The following is a 17,522-nucleotide window of genomic DNA, read 5'->3' on the forward strand; positions in this document are numbered from 1 at the left end:
TCACGCGCCAGGCGGCGACCATGAGGGAAGTAGAACTGCCTCCTACTTGAACGAACAGAAAACCACCTCGGTTGGCGGCTTCCTTCAGACTGTGCCCGACGAGGTGATCGAATGATTCTGACTTCCGCCCTTGGCCCATCGCGTCGATATTGGCATGTCTGCTTTTGCGCCGCTTTTCGGGGCTAAGCGGACAAGATCAATTTATGAGTACACGGCAAATAAAACTATATTGGCAGTGACCCTTATCGTGGGGGATACGTAGAGCGCAGCAGCTTTTCAAGATCGGGGGCTGTACCGCCCCTCTGAAAGACCAGCAAGTCCAGCGAAGGTGGTTCGCTTCCTGTTAAAATTGAAAGGCAAGCATGTGCCTGTCCCCGGTGGTGAGTCTGGTGATTGAAGATGTGCATCAGAATATCGGAGAGAACTTGGGATTTCGGCATTCCGGATGTGGTCCGATAACTGTGAAGGCCCTTTAAGGTAGTATCATCAAGTTTTTCGACCACCTCGATCAGCCGTTCATCTTCTGCAATTCGGGCTCGAGTAAGTTCAGCACGATCCTCATACAAAATAGCATTAAGCTGCTTTGGATGGTCCCCTTCCCCAGTCAGCCGCTTCAGCCAAAGGCGGTCGGTGAGTAGCAGATGGTTCAGAGTTCCGTGCAGGTTGCCAAAGAAGACTCCAATGTGGAGTCGATATGAGATCTCCGATAGATCGAGAGCAGCCGCATACAGTCGAGCATTGGCCCAGCGGTTATATCTTGCAAATTGCCGAAACTGCTCTGAAGTCATGGGGTGAAGCCTCGATGCTCACAATTAGCATTAGGGCGTGTACTCATAAATGTGCGTTGGTCCGCTTTCAGGGGCAAGGACGACATGCGTTCAAAGACCTGGGGATGCCGCCTTTGACCCGCAGCCGAAATTGGCTGACCGCTAACGCTCTCTCTTACCTCAGCAAGCGGGATAGTGGTCGGTCGGGCCGAAACGCCCTCATATCGCATCGCCCGATTCAACTCCTGAGACGCGCCACCGCGCGAGATCGGGCATATTGATCGAGAAGATCTCCTCGACTTCGAGACGCATGGTATCGTGGCATTCGCACGCTGCCGCCGCGAGCCGCAATCGGTCGATCTCGATTCGGCCTCGTTGATCAGACCTGATCGCCCCACGCGCGCGCAGATTGCGCATCAAGAGCGTCACCGTCGTTCGTCGTACACCGAGTATTTGCGAAAGCGCCTGCTGGGTGATCGGGAGTATTTCGTGGTCGATGCGGTCGCGAAGCTGGAGTAGCCAGCGAGCCATGCGGGCTTCGACCGGGTGCAGCGCATTGCAGGCCAAGCCGAGCTGGAACTGTATCAGCATCGCCCTGACGTGATTCTGGACCAAATTCCGGATCGCCGGACTGCGGTTGAAAGCGGCGTGAAAACGCGACGCAGAGATCCGCGCGGCGGCGCCCGCCGCGCGGACGACTGCAGTAGCGGCCGACGGTGACGGCCCGAGCACCGAGAGCATGCCTACGGCCCCCTCGCGTCCGACTGCGGCTGTGGCTACCGTCTGTCCGTCCGCCATGTCGATCATCAACGAGATGGCCCCGCCATGAGGGAAGAAGACATACTCTATCGGCTCACCCGCGCGCGAAAGGACCGCGTCCTGATCGAGCGCGACCATCGTTAGCTCGGGCCTCAGAAAATCGAGGTCCGTCGCCGGCAGCGCTGCAAGAAGGCCGTTAGAAATTCCGCCGGGAGCCGTCACCGCGGGGAACCAGCGGTGAGGCATCCGCAGCCTGCTCCATTTGGAGCGTCGCGGAATGGCAGTCTCAACATAGGTTTATCCTCTACGCGCACCGATAATAAACTCACTTTCGAGACACTTTCACTCGGAAAAACAAACTCCAAACGGTTTGGCTGCGAGGCGGATTTTCTGCTCGCAGCATCGTGAGGCGGGTTAGATGCAAATGGCTGCCGGACGCAACTGTCAAATGTGCATGGGTAACGCGCCCTCGGCATCACCTGAACGAGCGGCTTCGCGCCGACGGTCGGTCGCTTTGCCGGTGTTGCGCCTTGACCGAGCGCAAGCGTGGGAATGGCAATATAGCGAAACAAAGCGCTGTCCTCATAACGTGGTTCAAAAAGGGCGCGTGCCCCGCAAAATCAGCTTACCAACTTGTTGGCGCGCGCCAGGTCCTCCAGTGCGTCGGACAAATCAAAATCGGCTCATCGGCCCAAGCATTGTACCAAACCCCCAATTTTCGACGGCATGGAAAACCCAATGGCATAATGCCAGTCTTATCAAGTTCGCCAACTTCCAAAACGCAATCTTCCGGCGCGAGTTGGATCGGTAGCCACCGCAGAGCCCGACACGACATCCCTGAGAGCCTAAAGGGGGCGTGCAATTAATGCCGCCACCCGCCTATGAAAGCTACCAATCTGTCTGAACGCATCCTGCCGCTCTGATCCCTCAGGAAGCCGTTGCGCGGCTTCCCATAAGCTCGCTAACAACCTCGTCATGTCTTTCAATTCATCGGCCTCGGGCATTCCAACGGTGCGTCGGCTCAACGTTAAGTCCTCATTGTACGAACGGATAAATGTGAGCGCGGGGGGCCGCGCGGCGAGTAAAGGAAGAGAGTAAGTGCAAATCGCAGTCTCGATGCAGTTGCCGCGCGGAAGCACTGACGCAGCAAAAGGTGCTCTCTTCACAAGCGTCGCGTAGCACCGATATCCGTCTCCTACTCATGTTGAATACGAGGACCAGCCAGCGGTTGCGGCATACATTCACGGGGGTTCCCTACGTCATTGGGAATAGCTGTCCTTTCTGACGCGTTTCGCCAAAAACCGAGGGGACGTATGAAAGAGCCGCAACTCAATCCGCAAGTCGCTGATCTCGCGCCTGCCGGTCCAACGCTCACCGTAGGACGAGGATCATGCCGTCACCTACGTTCGCCTGATTTGATGCTGATGCGGAAGGTGCCCAGGTAACGCTAGTGGGGACAGCGCGCGCTCAAGATTTTCCGCTGCACCATGCGTTCTTGGTTACCTGTAAGAACGCCATCAATCCGCGCGTCACGAATGGCGCGATAACCGTTGCGGCTGAAATGCGTTTCCCGCGCTGGCTCGAACCTACATATGTCTGGCTCTGGCCCTTTTCCTCATCTGGATTTCGGCAGTCGCCTTCTCGAGTGGCTGACGACGGGACAGCTTCGCGTCTGGTCGTTCTTCGGAAATCTCGATCGCTACGTGATCTTTTCGCTGGAACCGGTTTTCTTCGCGTTTGGGTTTGTCACGATGTCGGTCATGATGGTGGCTACGCCATCGTGGTCTTAAATGTCGAGGACTGAACAGGCAGCCTTGGCGCAACGCTACTGACTGCGATGTCTCCTGTTGGCACTTTTGCGACATGCCGACCGGCTCTGGCGATGTCCGCTAGTCGGGGAAGACCGGAAGTGAACGGAGCACAGTCAGAGCGACGCGAATGACCCCGGAGCGGTCACTTGGTCTGCCGTGCCTGCTTCGGGACGATCGCTCTAAGATCCATTGCCGTGGCCCGCAAGGGACACATACTGACTGCTGTCGCGTTTGCCTGCATTTCAGCTTGGGATTGGCCGGCAAGTAGAGCGGTAACGCCGTCATTTAACCGGGCGGCTCGAGGCGAGACTGCGCGCGAAGGCCCGAACGACGTGGCAGAACTCGGCGGTGTCCGTGAAAAGAGGCAAGTGACCCTTGGCTTCGAATATGTGCAGCGTTGCGTCGGGAAGCAACGATGCAGTCAACTCCGCGGCCGCGAATGAGACGAGCCGATCCTCTCCGCCATGCGTGACAAGCGTCTTCGTGTGCACGAGTGGGAGAATGCCTGTCACGTCGCCGTCCGTCGCGTCCAGGAAGAAACTCAGGAGCGTCTCCTTCGGAAGCCTGAGCCTGGATCGAACGACGGAATCCAGCATTTCATGCATTTCGGGCTCCGAGAAGACCTCGCCGACGTGGAGCCGCAGCATAGGCTCCACCTCCCCGGTGCGTCGCATCTCTTCCTGAAGCGCGATCCAATGTTCTGAGAAATGTTCCTGGCCTTGGCCGGCCGAAGGCGCGCCGATCGTAACGATACCACTCAGGAACTCCGCCCCTTGATGCGCCACTCGAAACAGGACGTTGGCTCCCATCGAGATTCCGACACCGATCAGCTTCGACGCCCCAAGTTCGCGTATCACGGCGAGCGCGTCGCTCGCATGCTCGGCGATCGTGTAGGGCCTCTGCAGCGCGTTTGAGCGACCGGACCCGCGCGGATCGATGGTGACAACCCTGAACTCATCGCAGAGGCGCTCGAGCACAGGCTGGAACATGGCCAATCCGAGCGCCTGAGTGCTGACGAAGAGGAGCGTGATGTCACCCGCGCCATGCTCGTAATAGGCAATGCGCGCCAAGCCACGCTTCGCGATTCGGCAGTGGTGGCGCTTTTTCTCGATGCCTTCGCGTACTGCGGGATCGGCGACCTCCTCGATTGCCTGGCGATAATACTCGTTTGCCGCAGCAATATTCTCTGCAAGACTCGCGAGGTCGCCAAGCATGATCAATGCGTCGGTGCGGAAGCGGCGAAGCTCCGGCAACGGTTCGACCTCAGACCGGGTCGCGTCGAGACAGGCGGTGAGGTGAGAAGCAGCTTCACGGGTGGCGAACGTAGCCTTCGCCAGCCGGGCGGCCTCGAGCCAAAGACCTGCCGCCCGAATCGTCTCCCCCGCCTCGGCATAGTGTCGCGCAAGCCATTCTGGCCGTGGTCCAGAAAGCTCGGACAGGTGCGTCTCGGCCGATTCGGCGATGCGGACGTGCAGCGACCGACGCCGGCTTTTCAGGATGGAGGCGTAGGCCGCCTCCTGAATGAGAGCATGGCGGAACCGGTATGTCGCCGCCGTGCCCACACCCTCGCGGACAATGAGGCCGCTCGCGACAGCGTGGTCCAGGGCCTCACCGACAGCACCGACGTCGCTTCGCGATACCGCGACAACCAGGTCGTGGGAGAACTCCCGCCCGATCGCGGCGCCGACTTGCAAAACCTCCTTTGTTGAACCGAGGCGGTCCAGCCGGGCCGACAACAGGTCGCTCAGAGTGCTAGGAATCTCCGCGTGAGCTACCTGCGAGCCTTCGCAGAGGCTAGGCTCGGCATCGCTGCGCTGCGCGCTCTCAAGAACTACCCGCGACAGCTCCTCGATAAAGAGTGGCACTCCATCCGCACGGGCGACGATACGCTCGACGGCCGCCGGCTTCAGGCGTCCGGCGCCTGCCGTCTCTTCGACAAGCGCTGCGGCCTCACGGCGGTTCAACCGATCAAGCCTCAGCGAAAGCACGTGCGGGAGATCACCCCACGCCGGCGAGAACTCGGGCCGATGACTGACGATCATCAGAATGGAGAGGCCAGCTACCGTTTCAGCCAACCGTCCAAGCAGCTCAAGGGAGCTCGGGTCCGCCCAATGCGCATCCTCAAACACAAGAAGGAGCGGCCCGCGCTGCGCCAAGGTCTCCACCTGCGCCGCGAGCATCGCAAGCATCTTCGCCTTGAGCTGCTGCGGCGTAAGGTCCGCGGAGAGCGAGGGCACGCCGAGAAGGCTCGCAAGAACGGGCGCAGCAGCCTCGGCTCTTGTCCCTAGCCGGTGCTCGAGTAGCGCGCAAAGCTTTGCGTGCCGAGCTGTGAGGCCATCTTCGAGGCGGAAGCCGGCGGCCCGTGCGAGCTCGCTCGCGAAGGGATGGAGCGCAGTCTGGGCGTGGAGTGGTGAGCCTTGATATTCGAGGCGCGAGCGGGGCGCGCGGCCGAGCCGCTGCCTCAGGGCCTCGATCAGTCGCGATTTGCCGATCCCGGGCTCGCCGACAAGCAGGACCACCTGCCCCCGGCCGTTCGCGGCCGCGGCCCATGCGTCGCACAGGATTTTCAGCTCGTGTGCGCGTCCGACCAGTTGCGTAAGGCCAGGTCCACGCAGCGCACCAAAACGGCTCTCGGGCGCCCGGCTGCCGGCGACGGCATAGGCGCAGATCGGGTGGTCGTAGCCCTTGAGCAGCAGGCTGTCACGCTCGGAAAACTCGAAAAGCCCGCCCAGCAGGCGCCGCGTGCTCTCCGCAACCAGAACCTGTCCGGCCTCGGCACAGGCCTGCAGCCGCGCGGCAAGGTTTGGGGTATCGCCGGTGACCGCGCGCTCTTGGGCCGACCCGACGCCGGCCAAGTCACCGACTACGACCAGCCCGGTCGCAATCCCGACCCGTGCCGCAAGGCGCTGGCCATGGGGTCTCGAAATGTCCCCAACGGAGCGGGCGGCGGCGAGGCCAGCGCGCACCGCTCGCTCGGCATCGTCCTCATGCGCGCGCGGCCAACCGAAATAACAGAGCACTCCATCGCCCATGTATTTGGCAATGTGACCTCCGAACCGTGTGACGTCCGCAGAGACCGCTCCTTGATAGAGATGGATCAGGTCGCGCATCTCCTCCGGATCGAGCCTGGACGCGAGCGCAGTGGAGCCGACGAGATCAATGAACATAACGGTCAGCTGCCGACGCTCGGCTCCTGCCCGCGCCTCCAGTGCGTGTTCAATGAAATGCGCAGGCTCGTCGACACCTTCGACGGAGGTTCGGAAGGATCTGCTCCGCAGCTCCGCAGTTGCCGCCAGAAGCTTTCGGCGGTGCCCCACCGATCGGACCCCAATGTCCTTAAGGTCTTCGGCCGTTAGCCGCAGGAGCACATCGGCCTCGACGTTGTTCTCACGAAAGGCCGTAACGTACTGCTCCAGCCCTAACCCGCGCAGCCAAGCCTCAATATCCATGTCCCACCTCCCGGTGGGCCCGTTCAAACCAGCACAATACCACGGCCGATGCGGGAGGTCGCGCATGACGTCGGCTCTTGGCACGGAACGGACCAACCCGGCCAGCGTGGCGATGTCCGTTAATCGGGGTAGACCGGAAGTGGCTGGCAGAGGGGCAAGACGACGCGATTGACCCTAAGCGGTCCTCTGCGCCTTCCGTCAACCGAGTGCCGAGGCGAAGCCCTCCGTTCACTAAGCCCGGCGCAAGCACGTTCCCCCAAATGGTTTGGGAACCAGGCCCGACATAGGCGGCTGGGCGCGCATCGAGGTCACTCGTAGTGCTCAATTTTATATAGCCGCCGCTCATTGACTGCCCTAATGTTACGAACCTTTGGCGCGTCGTTGGAACGCGTGTCGGTCGCGGCGCGCAGAACTTTTAGTCAACCATGCCAGGGAGGACTTCCATGAAAAAGCTTCTGATCTTGGTAGGCTTGATCGCGTTGGCGGGTTCGGCATTAGCGCAAGATGCCATGATGGGGATCGTGGTGAAACCCGATGCGCTGACTTGGAAGGACAGCCCGACCCTTCCGAAGGGTGCTCAATTCACGACCATTCTGGGCGATCCGACAAAAGCTGAGATGGTCGTCCAACGCGTTAAGTTTCCACCCAACTATCAAATTCCGCCACACACTCATCCCTTTGTCGAGGTTGCCACCGTGATCAGCGGTACCTTCGGGACCGGCGAGGGTGAAAAGTTAGAAAAGAAAAGCGAGATGTTGAAGGCGGGTTCGTTGTATACGCACCCGGCAAAACACCCACATTACGCTTGGACAGGGAACGAGGAGGCGATCGTCCAAATTCAGTATCTCGGGCCAGCAGGCATCGACTACATCAACCCGGCTGACGACCCGCGCAAGAAGACGCAGTGAAATAAATACGCCAGCGGGAGAGCCTGGCTTAACGGCCGGGCTTTTTCTGGCGCGACTGACGGCAGGTAATGGCACCTTTGAGACATGACGACCGGCCAATACGACGTCCGCTTAAAGGGGGAAGAGCGGAAATAGCCGGCCGAGAGCCAAAATGACGCGATTGACCCGTAGCGGACGTGGTGCGTTTTGCAGCGCTTAACGTGTGGCCGGGATGCTGCCATTCTATGCTAACCTGAAAGGTGCAGAACGACCTCGCGAGATTATTTTATGGGGGCGTCAGATGAGAGCATGCGGGTCTTTACAAACCAATACACCGCCGACCTTCACGCGCCAGCCAGAGAGCCATCCAATGTCGCTCGTTACAATTATGTCGGCTTTCGCACGAGCCACCGAGGCCAACTGCCAGACCAACGACCGTCCCTGCAACAAATCTTGCCATGTGGTTGTCACCCGTTCAGACAACCTGCTGGTCTACTACTTTGCGAGTGAGACTCGGAAGACGATGGGGAACTCTTACTATGGGCTACGCAAGGTGCAACTGCGGTGCAGTCACCCTCTCGCTTCCGGAAGAACCGTCCAAGATAGTCGTTGCTTGTCACTGCATCGACTGTCAACGCCGAACCGGCGCGCCGTTCGGTGTAGGCGCTTATTACCCCGCAGAGGTTGTCACCATTTCAGGAACCTCAAAAGAGTTCACGCATGCCGCCGCAAGCGGCGGGGAAATGCATAACTATTTTTGTCCACAGTGCGGATCAACAGTCTATTGGAAAGTCACTAACTTGCCTTCCATGATCGGTGTTGCAGTCGGCGCGATGGCAAATCCAAAATACCCAGCCCCCGTCATATCGGTTTTTGAGCAATCGAAACATGACTGGGTTCAAATTGAGGGTGCCGCTAAGCACTTCCGCGAAAACTACCACCCGAACGACCTTTAATCCGTCGGGACGAATCCGGTTGCCTGCACGATCGCTTTCCATCGTTCGGATTGCGATGCGACCAGCCGGGCAAAATCCCCCATGGAGATCGCGCCAAGTTCGACTGCTAATTTTGCCATGCCGGACTTTACCTCGTCGGTGCGCAGGGCCCCTTGGATGGCAGCATTGAGCTTTTCGACGATATTTGCTGGCGTCTTCGCTGGAACGAAGACTCCATACCACGTGAGGTCCTCAAGCGACGGATATCCAGCTTCCCCCACCGTTGGTACAGCGGGAAGAAACGGACTGCGGTGCGGTCCGGTGGTCGCCAGCGCACGAAGATCTCCGGATCGGACGAGGCCCAGGGAGCTGCCGACTGGCATGATGGCTGATGCGATCTCCCCTTTGAGCAAATCTTGGATCGAGCCATTGCCTTGATAGGGTACGTGAAGAAAATCGAAGCCCGCGGTGCGGCCCAGCATCGCACCGAGGAAATGCAGCGTGGTGCCGGCACCCGCCGTGCCGTAGGTGGCCTGCTTTGGGTTGGCGCGGCACCAGGCGACGAAATCTGCAAGGGTCCTTATGTCACCCGGCACCTTCGGACCTACCGTCAGCAAGGTTGGGGTTGAGGCGACGGTCGACACTGGGGTGAAATCCCGCGGCTCGTATCTGAGTGTCTTGTAGACGTGCGGAAAGAGCATCATGAATCCGAGCGGCGCGAGCAGCATGACCGATCCGTCTGCGTTAGCGGTCTTCACGGCTTCCACCGCGACACGACCAGCCGCACCCGGCCGGGTCTCGACCACAATGGTCTCCGCATAGTCGTTCATCTGGCCGGCAATGAGCCTTGCCAGGGCGTCCTGCAACCCTGGCGTGAAGCCCGTCAATATATGCGCGGTTCTTGTGAGTGGTTGCGCGATGACCGGCTGAACGAGACCCGCAGCGGAGAGCGCGATACCGGCCGCTGACCTGGTCAATATGTCACGACGAGTGATCATCCAACTGTCTCCCCGATCTCATCTCAATTTCTCCAGGACTCTACCTCTAGGAGTACCACCGTAAGGATGGACTTGCTTGGTCGCCGGCTTACTTTTTCCTTACCGACAGCTTATTCTTGCGCTCAGGTATGGGATTGCGAAGATCGGCCGCCGGCTGAGGAGGTGGCTTGCGCTATTTCTTTGAAGATTTTTCATTCGATACCGCCCGCCGCGAACTTCGGCGCGGGACGGATTTGATTGCTGTTGCGCCTAAGGTATTCGACTTGCTCGATTATCTGATCGGCAATCGGGAACGCGTCGTCAGCAAGGACGACCTCATAAGTGCCATCTGGGAAGGCCGCGTCGTTTCGGATGTGGCCATGACTACCCGGCTGAATGCGGCGCGGAAGGCGATTGGCGATTCCGGAGATGAACAGCGCCTCATCAAGACATTTCCGCGCAAGGGCGTCCGCTTCATCGGCACGGTGCACGAAACGCCCGGCCCGGCGGGCGCAACGCTCGCGAGCGGCGCGCCGAAACCGGGCCTTGCCGTTCCTGATAGACCCTCGCTGGTGGTTTTGCCGTTCACCAATTTAAGCCCTGATTCCGAACAGGAATATTTCGCCGACGGCGTGACCGAGAGCCTGACCACGGATCTGTCGCGCATGGCTGGCATCTTCGTGATTGGTCGCAACACTGCTTTCACCTACAAGGGAAGGCATGTCGATCTGAAGCAAATCGGTCGGGAACTCGGCGTTCGCTATGTCCTTGAGGGGTCCGTGCAGCGTGGTGAAGGCCGCATGCGCATCAACGTTCAGCTCATCAATGCCGAAACGGGCAACCATCTCTGGGCCGAACGGTTCGACAAGCCTATCGCCGATCTCTTCGACATGCAGGACGAGATCGGCGCCCGCCTTGCCAATCAGCTCGGAACGGAGTTGGTCACGGCCGAGGCACGACGAGCGGCGCGGGCGCCACATCTGGATTCGATGGACCTGTATTTCCAGGGCATGGCGAGCGTGCACCGGGGATCAGACCCTGCAAACTTATCGCAAGCGCGTAAGTTCTTCGAACAGGCCCTCTGCCTGGACGCCGGCAACGTTGAGGCGATGGTTGGCATGGCGTTCGTCGATGCCATGCGGGGAACTTCCATGCAGACCGGCGACCGCACTGCACGGCTCCTGGCGGCGGAGATGGCTTTGGCCAAGGTGCTCGCGTACCTGCCAAACCACGCCACCGCGCATTGCCTCCTTGGCATCGTCCAAATTTTTACCAAACGTGCCGCTCAGGGCATCGCCGAATGTGAGCGCGCGTTGGCGCTGGATCGAAATCTAGCCACCGCTTATGCGTGGATTGGGCTTGGCAAATGTTATCTGGATCGAGCCGAGGAAACCGAAGCCTACATCATGCAGGCATTTCGGCTTTCTCCCCGCGACAATAGGGCATTCACTTGGATGATTAATGCCGCTGTCGCGAAGTCATATCTTGCGGCCGATGAAGCTGCTGTCTACTGGTTCAAGCGGGCCATCGAGACAAATCCGAATGTCGCCGCGTTCGTTCACGTCTACCTTGCCGCGGCGTTGGCTCATCTCGGCCGGATCGAGGAAGCGCGGGCTTCGTTACAGACGGGACTGGCCATCGATCCCAATTTCACACTCTCCCACTTCCACGCCAGTTCGCCAACCGACAACCCGACGTGTCTCGCACAGCGTGCGCGGATTGCCAAAGGCATGCGAAAGGCAGGGCTACCGGAGGCGTGATCGGCGAGCAGGCATTCTCTTTCTGGATAGGTCAAAAAGGACCGACTCCCACGAATGACCGCTGTTGGCACTTTTCAGACCTGCCAACCGGCTCGGAAATTGTCCGCTTGTCGGGGCAGACCGGAAGTGATTGGCGCGCGGCCAAAACTGCGCTTTTGACCCATATCGGACACTCGCCTGTAAATCACCGGCCGTCCGGATCGGGTACGGCGACGGACGTCAATGCGGCCTCAACCCTTCCAGCCGGCCTTGCGCAAACCCTCGACGAGATGAGCGTGGTCCTCCGGACGAAACCACGGAGTTCTCTTGCGGACATACATGTCAAACGCCGCCGGTGCGCGGGAGATGGCCTTCTCCAATGCCTCCCTTGCTTCCGCTGTGCGCCCAAGCTGGCCCAGCGCCGCCGCGGGCCAGCGGTAGATCATCGGAAAATCGGGATACGACCGGATCAGCCGTTTCGAGGCTTCGATCGAAGCCTCGTATTCGCTGCAGAAATACAGACCACACGCAACGTGCAACAAACGTACTGCTAGATACGGATCGCGGGGATCGAGCCTGATGCAGGTTTCGAGAGCCGCGAGTCCTTCCCTTGGCCGTCCTGCGAAAATCAGCGTCGCGCCTCTGTGGCCATGCGCGATGGCCAGATTTGGACTCATTGAGAGAGCTCGCTCGATCTCCGCCAACGCACCGTCGGCGTCGCCGCGCGCTTGCAGGGCCCAGCCGAGGCATGAACGGGATTCTGCATCGGCGCCATCGAGCGCGACCGCGCGACGGGCCAGGGCTTCGGCCGAGCGTTGCGCGTTTGGCAGATCCAGCTTCTGGTAGATCGCGGCCGCTTGCAGCTGATACAAGGCGAGCGCGCTGTAGCCGCCGGCGAAGGTCGGGTCGAGATCGATTGCCTGCTTAAAAAAACTCTCTGCCGTCGCATCGTCGTCTGGGGTAGCTTTGCTCAGATGCCACAGACCGCGCTGATAGGCCGCCCAGGCATCAAGGCTCTCCGGTGGCTTGCGCATGGCGCGCCGCAGCTCGGCGTCTGCAATGGCGGGGGCCAGGGCGGTCGTCAGCGCTTCGGTGAGTTCGTCCTGCATCGCGAAAATATCGGCGAGATCGCGGTCGTAGCGCTCGGCCCACACATGGTTGCTGGTTCCCGCCTCTATTAATTGCGCAGTGACGCGGATCCGATTGCCGGCCTTGCGCACGCTACCTTCGAGCACATAGCGTACGCCGAGCTCGCGTCCGACCTGTTTCACGTCGACCGCTCGACCCTTGTAGGTGAAGGACGAGTTCCGGGCGATGACGAACAGCGAGGGATAGTGCGATAGTGCCGTGATCACATCCTCCGCGATCCCGTCGGAGACGAACTCTTGCTCGGGGTCGCCGCTCATGTTGGTGAATGGCAGCACGGCGACGGACGGTTTGTCGGGCAAGGCGAGCGCCGGGATCTCAGCTTTGCGCGTCGCGGGCCGCTGGCTGGGATCGATGATGATACGGTAAACGTGGACAGGCCGCGCGATATTCTTCAGCGTTTGTTCGCCCGCGTCCTCGACGTCGAAAGGCACCTTATCGCGCGCGTGACTGAGGACTGTACGAGAGATACATATGCCGCCGGGTTCGGCCAGCGCCTCAAGTCGCGCCGCGATGTTTACGCCATCGCCATAGAGGTCTCGGCGTTCGATCATCACGTCGCCAAGGTTAACCCCGACGCGAAACTCAATTCGCTTTTCCTGCGGCACGTCGGCATTGCGGTCAACCATGCCCTGCTGAACCTCGATCGCGCAGCGTACTGCATCCACCACGCTTGGAAACTCAATTAGAATTCCATCGCCGGTCGTTTTCACGATGCGGCCGCGATGTTGCTTGTTCTTTGGATCGATCAGCTCGTTGCGAAGCACCTTGAGGCGAGCAAGCGTGCCCTCCTCGTCCGCACCCATCAGCCGGCTATAGCCGGCAATATCGGCGGCGAGAATAGCGGCGAGCTTGCGTTTGGTCTGATCTGAGGCCATTGGGGTCGGTTTCCCCAGTTCCTCTTCATGTTATCACGGAATGCTATGCCTCTGGGATAATTCACGCGGGATGGCCGGCCGAGAGACTCGGACCTTGCGCTGATGCCGGATGCGGATCCCAGCGCCACCGCGATGAGGAACGCCATCGTCATTCAACCAGCGTTGCACGAGTCCGGAACTTGGCACTTGTCGGAAGTAACGGGTCGAGCTGACGATGTCCGCTCATTGCGGCAAGCCAGACGTGGCCCTAAACCGCGGAACTTCCGTGTCTGACCCAACTCAGAATCTCGGCGGCGGCGCCTTCTCGCATCTTTCAGGGCAGCCTGTGTGCTCATTGGCAGCATTCCGCGCGGATGGCGCCTCTTCGAGTACGCCATCCGCACCAGCAATTGGTCTCTTGCGAACAAGCGAGAGTTAAGCCTTCAGGTCTGTGATCCGCATGATTGCGACCACGTTCCCATCGTTGTACACCTGCTCTTTTGTGTTCTTGTTGCAGGTCCAGACATAGTTCTTCTTGGCCGTAAGGGTCTTTCCCTCCTGCTCGACCCGCATCTCCCCTTCAGTGATATGGCAGACCATGGCATTCTCCATCGGGGGACCCATAGTCTTCGATCCCGGTTGCATGATGACATCGCGCATCGAGACGGTCTTAAAACCGGGGATGATGGATGGTGTCTCGCCATCATAAGCACGCACCACGACACCAGGCCACGGCGTCGCATCCTTGTAGCCCGTGGTTTGAGCAGCGGCGGGCTTCATCATAGCCGCCGAAACCGTTGCCAACCCAATTCCCAATGCTGATCTTCGATCGATCTTGTTCATTGCTTTTCTCCTGAGGTTACAGCAACAAGCCGCCGCAGAAGCGGCGCGCAGATTTCGTGGAATGTGAATGGTGGTGCGAAACCGAAAAAAGGGTCGGTCTCTTCAGAGAGCGTGCCTGCCGATGGCACCAGTGCTGCTCGTTTGCCCCGAACGAATGTTATGGAACGGCTCTAGTCTAGCCAACTACTCGTCCAGCAACTCAAGGAAGTCGCTTATTCGTTCGAACGGCTTCGCATTGCGATTGCCGATATAGACCACGCGATCGCCTTCGCGCTCCAGCGACTTCGCTCTCGACTTGCGAAGCCGACCAGGGAGAAACGTCGCCGCAACAGCCTCGGGGCCGACGTCGAGCCTCATAATGCCGCGCCGCTTGCAATCGAGCCTGAGCCTTGCGGCCGCGAAAAAGTCTCGCGCTTCCGGCGGCAGCCTGCCGAAACGACGTGCGGTTTCGTCGTCCAAATCCTCGAGATCATCCTCGGTGCGGCATCTGGCAATACGGCCATAGATTTCCAGGCGAACAGCGTCCGACTGTATGTAGCCCGTGGGCAGCATGTCGGCGATCGGCAGGTTCAGATCAGGCACCCACAGCTCGGCGCCACCGTCGGTGTCCTTCTCCGACGCCCGCTTGAGAAGATGGCTATAGAGCATCGGCCCGAATACCTGCAGATGGCCAGACTGCTGTTCGGAGAAGAGGTCTCCGGCGCCCCGGAGATCCAGATCACGCTCGCTGATGGCAAAGCCGGCGCCGGGCTTGCTGAGCTCTTCCAGCACAGCCAAACGCTTCTCGGATTGTTCGGAGTTCGACTCGTTTAACAAATACGCGAAAGCACGCGTGCCGCCCCGTCCGACGCGGCCCCTTAGCTGATGAAGCTGCGACAGACCAAACTTCTCCGGCCAGCAGATGACGATGGTGTTCGCCCGCGGAATGTCGAGGCCACTCTCCACGATATTGGTCGCGAGGAGCACGTCCGCTTCACCTTCGACGAAGCTCATCATTCGATCGTCGATATCTGCGGCTGGCAACCGACCATGGAGACATACGATGCGAAGGTCCGGAGCAGTCAATTTTATCCTTGCCAGCATCGGCTCCAAATCCTGGATACGGGGGCAAATCAGGAAGCTCTGCCCATGGCGCCTTTGCTCACGCAGCAAAGCCGCGACGATCGCGGCGTCCGATAGCGGAGCAACCTTGGTGACGATAGGCAGCCGATGAACTGGGGGCGTAGCAATAACGCTCAGATCTCTGAACCCCGCAAGACCCGCCGCCAGCGTGCGCGGTATCGGCGTGGCGCTCATCCAAAGAGTATGAACGCCCTTCGCAAGACCCGAAAGTTTCGCCTTCTCCGCCGCACCAAAGTGCTGCTCCTCATCGATGATGACAAGGCCGAGGTCGGCAAACCTCACGTCAGTCGAGCCGAGAGCTTGTGTGCCAATAACGACTTTCAGTAGGCCGCGACGGAGGTTTTCTTTCGTATCTCTTATCTCCGCTGCCGTTGCCGACCGCGACAAATTCGCCACTTCGATTCCCAGCGGGCCGAACCGCTTGCGAAACGTCTCGACATGCTGTCTGGCCAGGACGGTGGTCGGAACCGCAACAGCGACCTGTTTTCCTGACAGCGCGACAGCCGCCGCCGCCCGCAAGGCGACCTCAGTCTTGCCAAAGCCGACATCACCACAGACCACCCGGTCCATCGGGTGACCAGCCGCCAGATCGTCCAGCACGTCCCGGATCGCCTTGGCCTGATCAACCGTCGTGAAATACGGAAAGCGCGCGACGAATCTTTCATAGGCCGCCCCCGGAGCGACCAGCTTGGGAGCACGCCGGCGCCGTCGTTGGGCGATATGTTTCGCAAGCTGCTTGGCCGCTGCTTCGATTTCTTGCTCGGCCTCGCCACGTCTGTTCCACCACGTGCTGCCATCGGCCTTGTCTAACGCGAGCTTACCGGGCTCTACAGCGTAGGGCCAGATCAAGGCGAGATCGGCAGGCGGAACAAGCGCAGCATCATCGCCGGCGAATTCGAGCCTGATCATCTCGCGCTTTGTACCGTTCCCCATGTCGAGGGTCTGCAAACGATCAAGTAAAGCCAACCCACGCTGGAGATGAACGACGGCCGCGCCGCGCTCGGGAATATCCGGGTGATTGAAGGCGACTGTCCAGGCTTTGGCCATCGGTTGCGGATGATGGGCACGGCTGCCGAGCACGTCAGACGCGGTCACAACCAAGGTCTGCTTTTTCCCGGGAGCGAAAAAGCCCGCGTCGAAGTCGGCCAACAGCGCGCCCTCGCGTCTTCTCGCCTCCACCGCCTCGTCCCAGTTGGCGAAACGCTCCGCCCTGACCCCACTCATGCGCTCCATCGCGCGCAGATCGTCTTCGACCGCGGCGACGAAGAGCAAACGAGATCCGGCGCGTTCCGCACGGGCCACGAACGCGCGAAGCGCTTTCCTCGGTGCCGCAACCTTCGAGAAGTCGGGCGTGGCTACAAACGCCGCCTTGGCAGGAAGCACACTCGTGCACTTCTTCAGTTTCTTCCAGTCCCCTCGCCCCAGATACTCGCGTTCCGAATCCCTGCGGCCGGCCGCCTCCTCGATCGTACTCAGCCAGCTGTCAGCGTGGGCCGGAACTTTTGCATCCGCGAACCATCGCGCCCGATCGCAATAGTCCAGGAAGGTAGCCCCCTGCGCCCGGTCGCCGCCCAGCGCGAGGCGTTCCGACATCGGATCGATAATCAGTTCCTTGAAATCGGAGATGACGTCATGCTCATTCGGATCGACGGCAACAATTCTGCGGATCGCACCGCCGGAATGCTCGATCCGGTACGGCCCGAGAGCACCGGCCGGGAAGATCTCGAACGTCGCGCCGTGAAAGAGCGCGGCGCCCGGATATTCAGCCTCTTCGTCGAGATCGTAGCCCAATTCCGCAATGCGTGCCTTGAGGTCGTGCTCGGCATACGACGCTTGCACCTTGAGGCTTAGGCTGATGCGCGACCAACTCGCCGGCAAGGGCAGCCGCTCCATGATCGCCTCTGCCGTCGAGATGAGCAGAATGGGCCTCTTTCTTCTGGCAAGACGGCGCAAGACCGAACTCCGCCTGCCCGCGATCTCGCGCGACGGTTCCAGCCCATCGAAGGGCAACGTATTCAATCTAGGGAACACGAGAACATCGAGCGATGGATCAAGTGCATGGACGATGCCGCCGAGCCGCTCGGCCCTGTTCTCGTCTTCAGCGAGAAACACTAACCCGTCACGACCGAACTTTTTCCACTGCTCGCGAAGATGGAGCGCCAACATGCCGAGGGGCGAGGACGTCGAGATCGCCGAACCCGAGATTTTTTTGCCTTTCTTGGTCGCGCTT

Annotated in this window: 10 protein-coding genes; 3 read left to right on the plus strand and 7 right to left on the minus strand. The window is 60.0% G+C overall.

The features are described from left to right. Positions 1–242: 242 nt before the first annotated feature. From V1294_RS33455 to V1294_RS33465, 3 genes are all read right to left on the minus strand, one after another. On the minus strand, positions 243–788 hold the full coding sequence (locus tag V1294_RS33455) for a DinB family protein (RefSeq protein ID WP_334503241.1): 546 nt from the start codon (positions 786–788) through the stop codon (positions 243–245). 198 nt (positions 789–986) lie between these two features. Then, entirely contained in the window at positions 987–1,748 is a 762-nt protein-coding gene (locus tag V1294_RS33460) for a Crp/Fnr family transcriptional regulator (RefSeq protein ID WP_334504923.1), read from the minus strand. 1,870 nt (positions 1,749–3,618) lie between these two features. Then, a complete protein-coding gene (locus V1294_RS33465; RefSeq protein WP_334503243.1) occupies positions 3,619–6,786 on the minus strand; it encodes an alpha/beta fold hydrolase in 3,168 nt (1,055 codons plus the stop codon). 443 nt (positions 6,787–7,229) lie between these two features. Between V1294_RS33465 and V1294_RS33470 the strand changes: the two genes are divergently transcribed. Both V1294_RS33470 and V1294_RS33475 read left to right on the plus strand, forming a co-directional pair. Continuing rightward, positions 7,230–7,694, plus strand: a complete 465-nt coding sequence (locus tag V1294_RS33470) for a cupin domain-containing protein (RefSeq protein WP_334503245.1) — start codon at positions 7,230–7,232, stop codon at positions 7,692–7,694. 518 nt (positions 7,695–8,212) lie between these two features. Then, positions 8,213–8,629, plus strand: coding sequence for a GFA family protein (locus V1294_RS33475; protein WP_334503248.1), 417 nt, complete (start codon positions 8,213–8,215; stop codon positions 8,627–8,629). On the opposite strand, the gene V1294_RS33480 is transcribed toward V1294_RS33475, so the two are convergent. After that, on the minus strand, positions 8,626–9,606 hold the full coding sequence (locus V1294_RS33480; protein WP_334503250.1) for a Bug family tripartite tricarboxylate transporter substrate binding protein: 981 nt from the start codon (positions 9,604–9,606) through the stop codon (positions 8,626–8,628). The two genes, V1294_RS33475 and V1294_RS33480, sit on opposite strands and share 4 nt — an antisense overlap. Before the next feature lie 167 nt (positions 9,607–9,773). Between V1294_RS33480 and V1294_RS33485 the strand changes: the two genes are divergently transcribed. Beyond that, positions 9,774–11,345 carry a winged helix-turn-helix domain-containing tetratricopeptide repeat protein gene (locus V1294_RS33485; RefSeq protein WP_334503252.1) on the plus strand — a complete coding sequence of 524 codons (1,572 nt, stop codon included), beginning with the start codon at positions 9,774–9,776 and terminating at the stop codon, positions 11,343–11,345. 230 nt (positions 11,346–11,575) lie between these two features. Here V1294_RS33485 and V1294_RS33490 read toward each other — a convergent pair whose 3' ends face one another. The 3 genes from V1294_RS33490 to V1294_RS33500 form a co-directional block, all read right to left on the minus strand. Then, a complete protein-coding gene (locus tag V1294_RS33490) occupies positions 11,576–13,348 on the minus strand; it encodes an adenylate/guanylate cyclase domain-containing protein (RefSeq protein WP_334503254.1) in 1,773 nt (590 codons plus the stop codon). Positions 13,349–13,762: 414 nt separating this feature from the next. Continuing rightward, positions 13,763–14,170 carry a hypothetical protein gene (locus V1294_RS33495; RefSeq protein ID WP_334503256.1) on the minus strand — a complete coding sequence of 136 codons (408 nt, stop codon included), beginning with the start codon at positions 14,168–14,170 and terminating at the stop codon, positions 13,763–13,765. 183 nt (positions 14,171–14,353) lie between these two features. Further along, entirely contained in the window at positions 14,354–17,458 is a 3,105-nt protein-coding gene (locus V1294_RS33500) for a helicase-related protein (protein ID WP_334504925.1), read from the minus strand. Between the last annotated feature and the right edge of the window lie 64 nt (positions 17,459–17,522).

The sequence above is a fragment of the Bradyrhizobium sp. AZCC 1678 genome (genome assembly GCF_036924765.1).
Lineage (GTDB): Bacteria > Pseudomonadota > Alphaproteobacteria > Rhizobiales > Xanthobacteraceae > Bradyrhizobium > Bradyrhizobium algeriense.

What these genes read in the sequence shown, in the direction of transcription:
- V1294_RS33480 (WP_334503250.1), bottom strand. Translation starts at nt 9,606, where the DNA reads ATGATCACTCGTCGTGACATATTGACCAGGTCAGCGGCCGGTATCGCG.
- V1294_RS33500 (WP_334504925.1), bottom strand. Translation starts at nt 17,458, where the DNA reads ATGTTGGCGCTCCATCTTCGCGAGCAGTGGAAAAAGTTCGGTCGTGAC.
- V1294_RS33455 (WP_334503241.1), bottom strand. Translation starts at nt 788, where the DNA reads ATGACTTCAGAGCAGTTTCGGCAATTTGCAAGATATAACCGCTGGGCC.
- V1294_RS33470 (WP_334503245.1), top strand. Translation starts at nt 7,230, where the DNA reads ATGAAAAAGCTTCTGATCTTGGTAGGCTTGATCGCGTTGGCGGGTTCG.
- V1294_RS33495 (WP_334503256.1), bottom strand. Translation starts at nt 14,170, where the DNA reads ATGAACAAGATCGATCGAAGATCAGCATTGGGAATTGGGTTGGCAACG.
- V1294_RS33490 (WP_334503254.1), bottom strand. Translation starts at nt 13,348, where the DNA reads ATGGCCTCAGATCAGACCAAACGCAAGCTCGCCGCTATTCTCGCCGCC.
- V1294_RS33465 (WP_334503243.1), bottom strand. Translation starts at nt 6,786, where the DNA reads ATGGATATTGAGGCTTGGCTGCGCGGGTTAGGGCTGGAGCAGTACGTT.
- V1294_RS33475 (WP_334503248.1), top strand. Translation starts at nt 8,213, where the DNA reads ATGGGCTACGCAAGGTGCAACTGCGGTGCAGTCACCCTCTCGCTTCCG.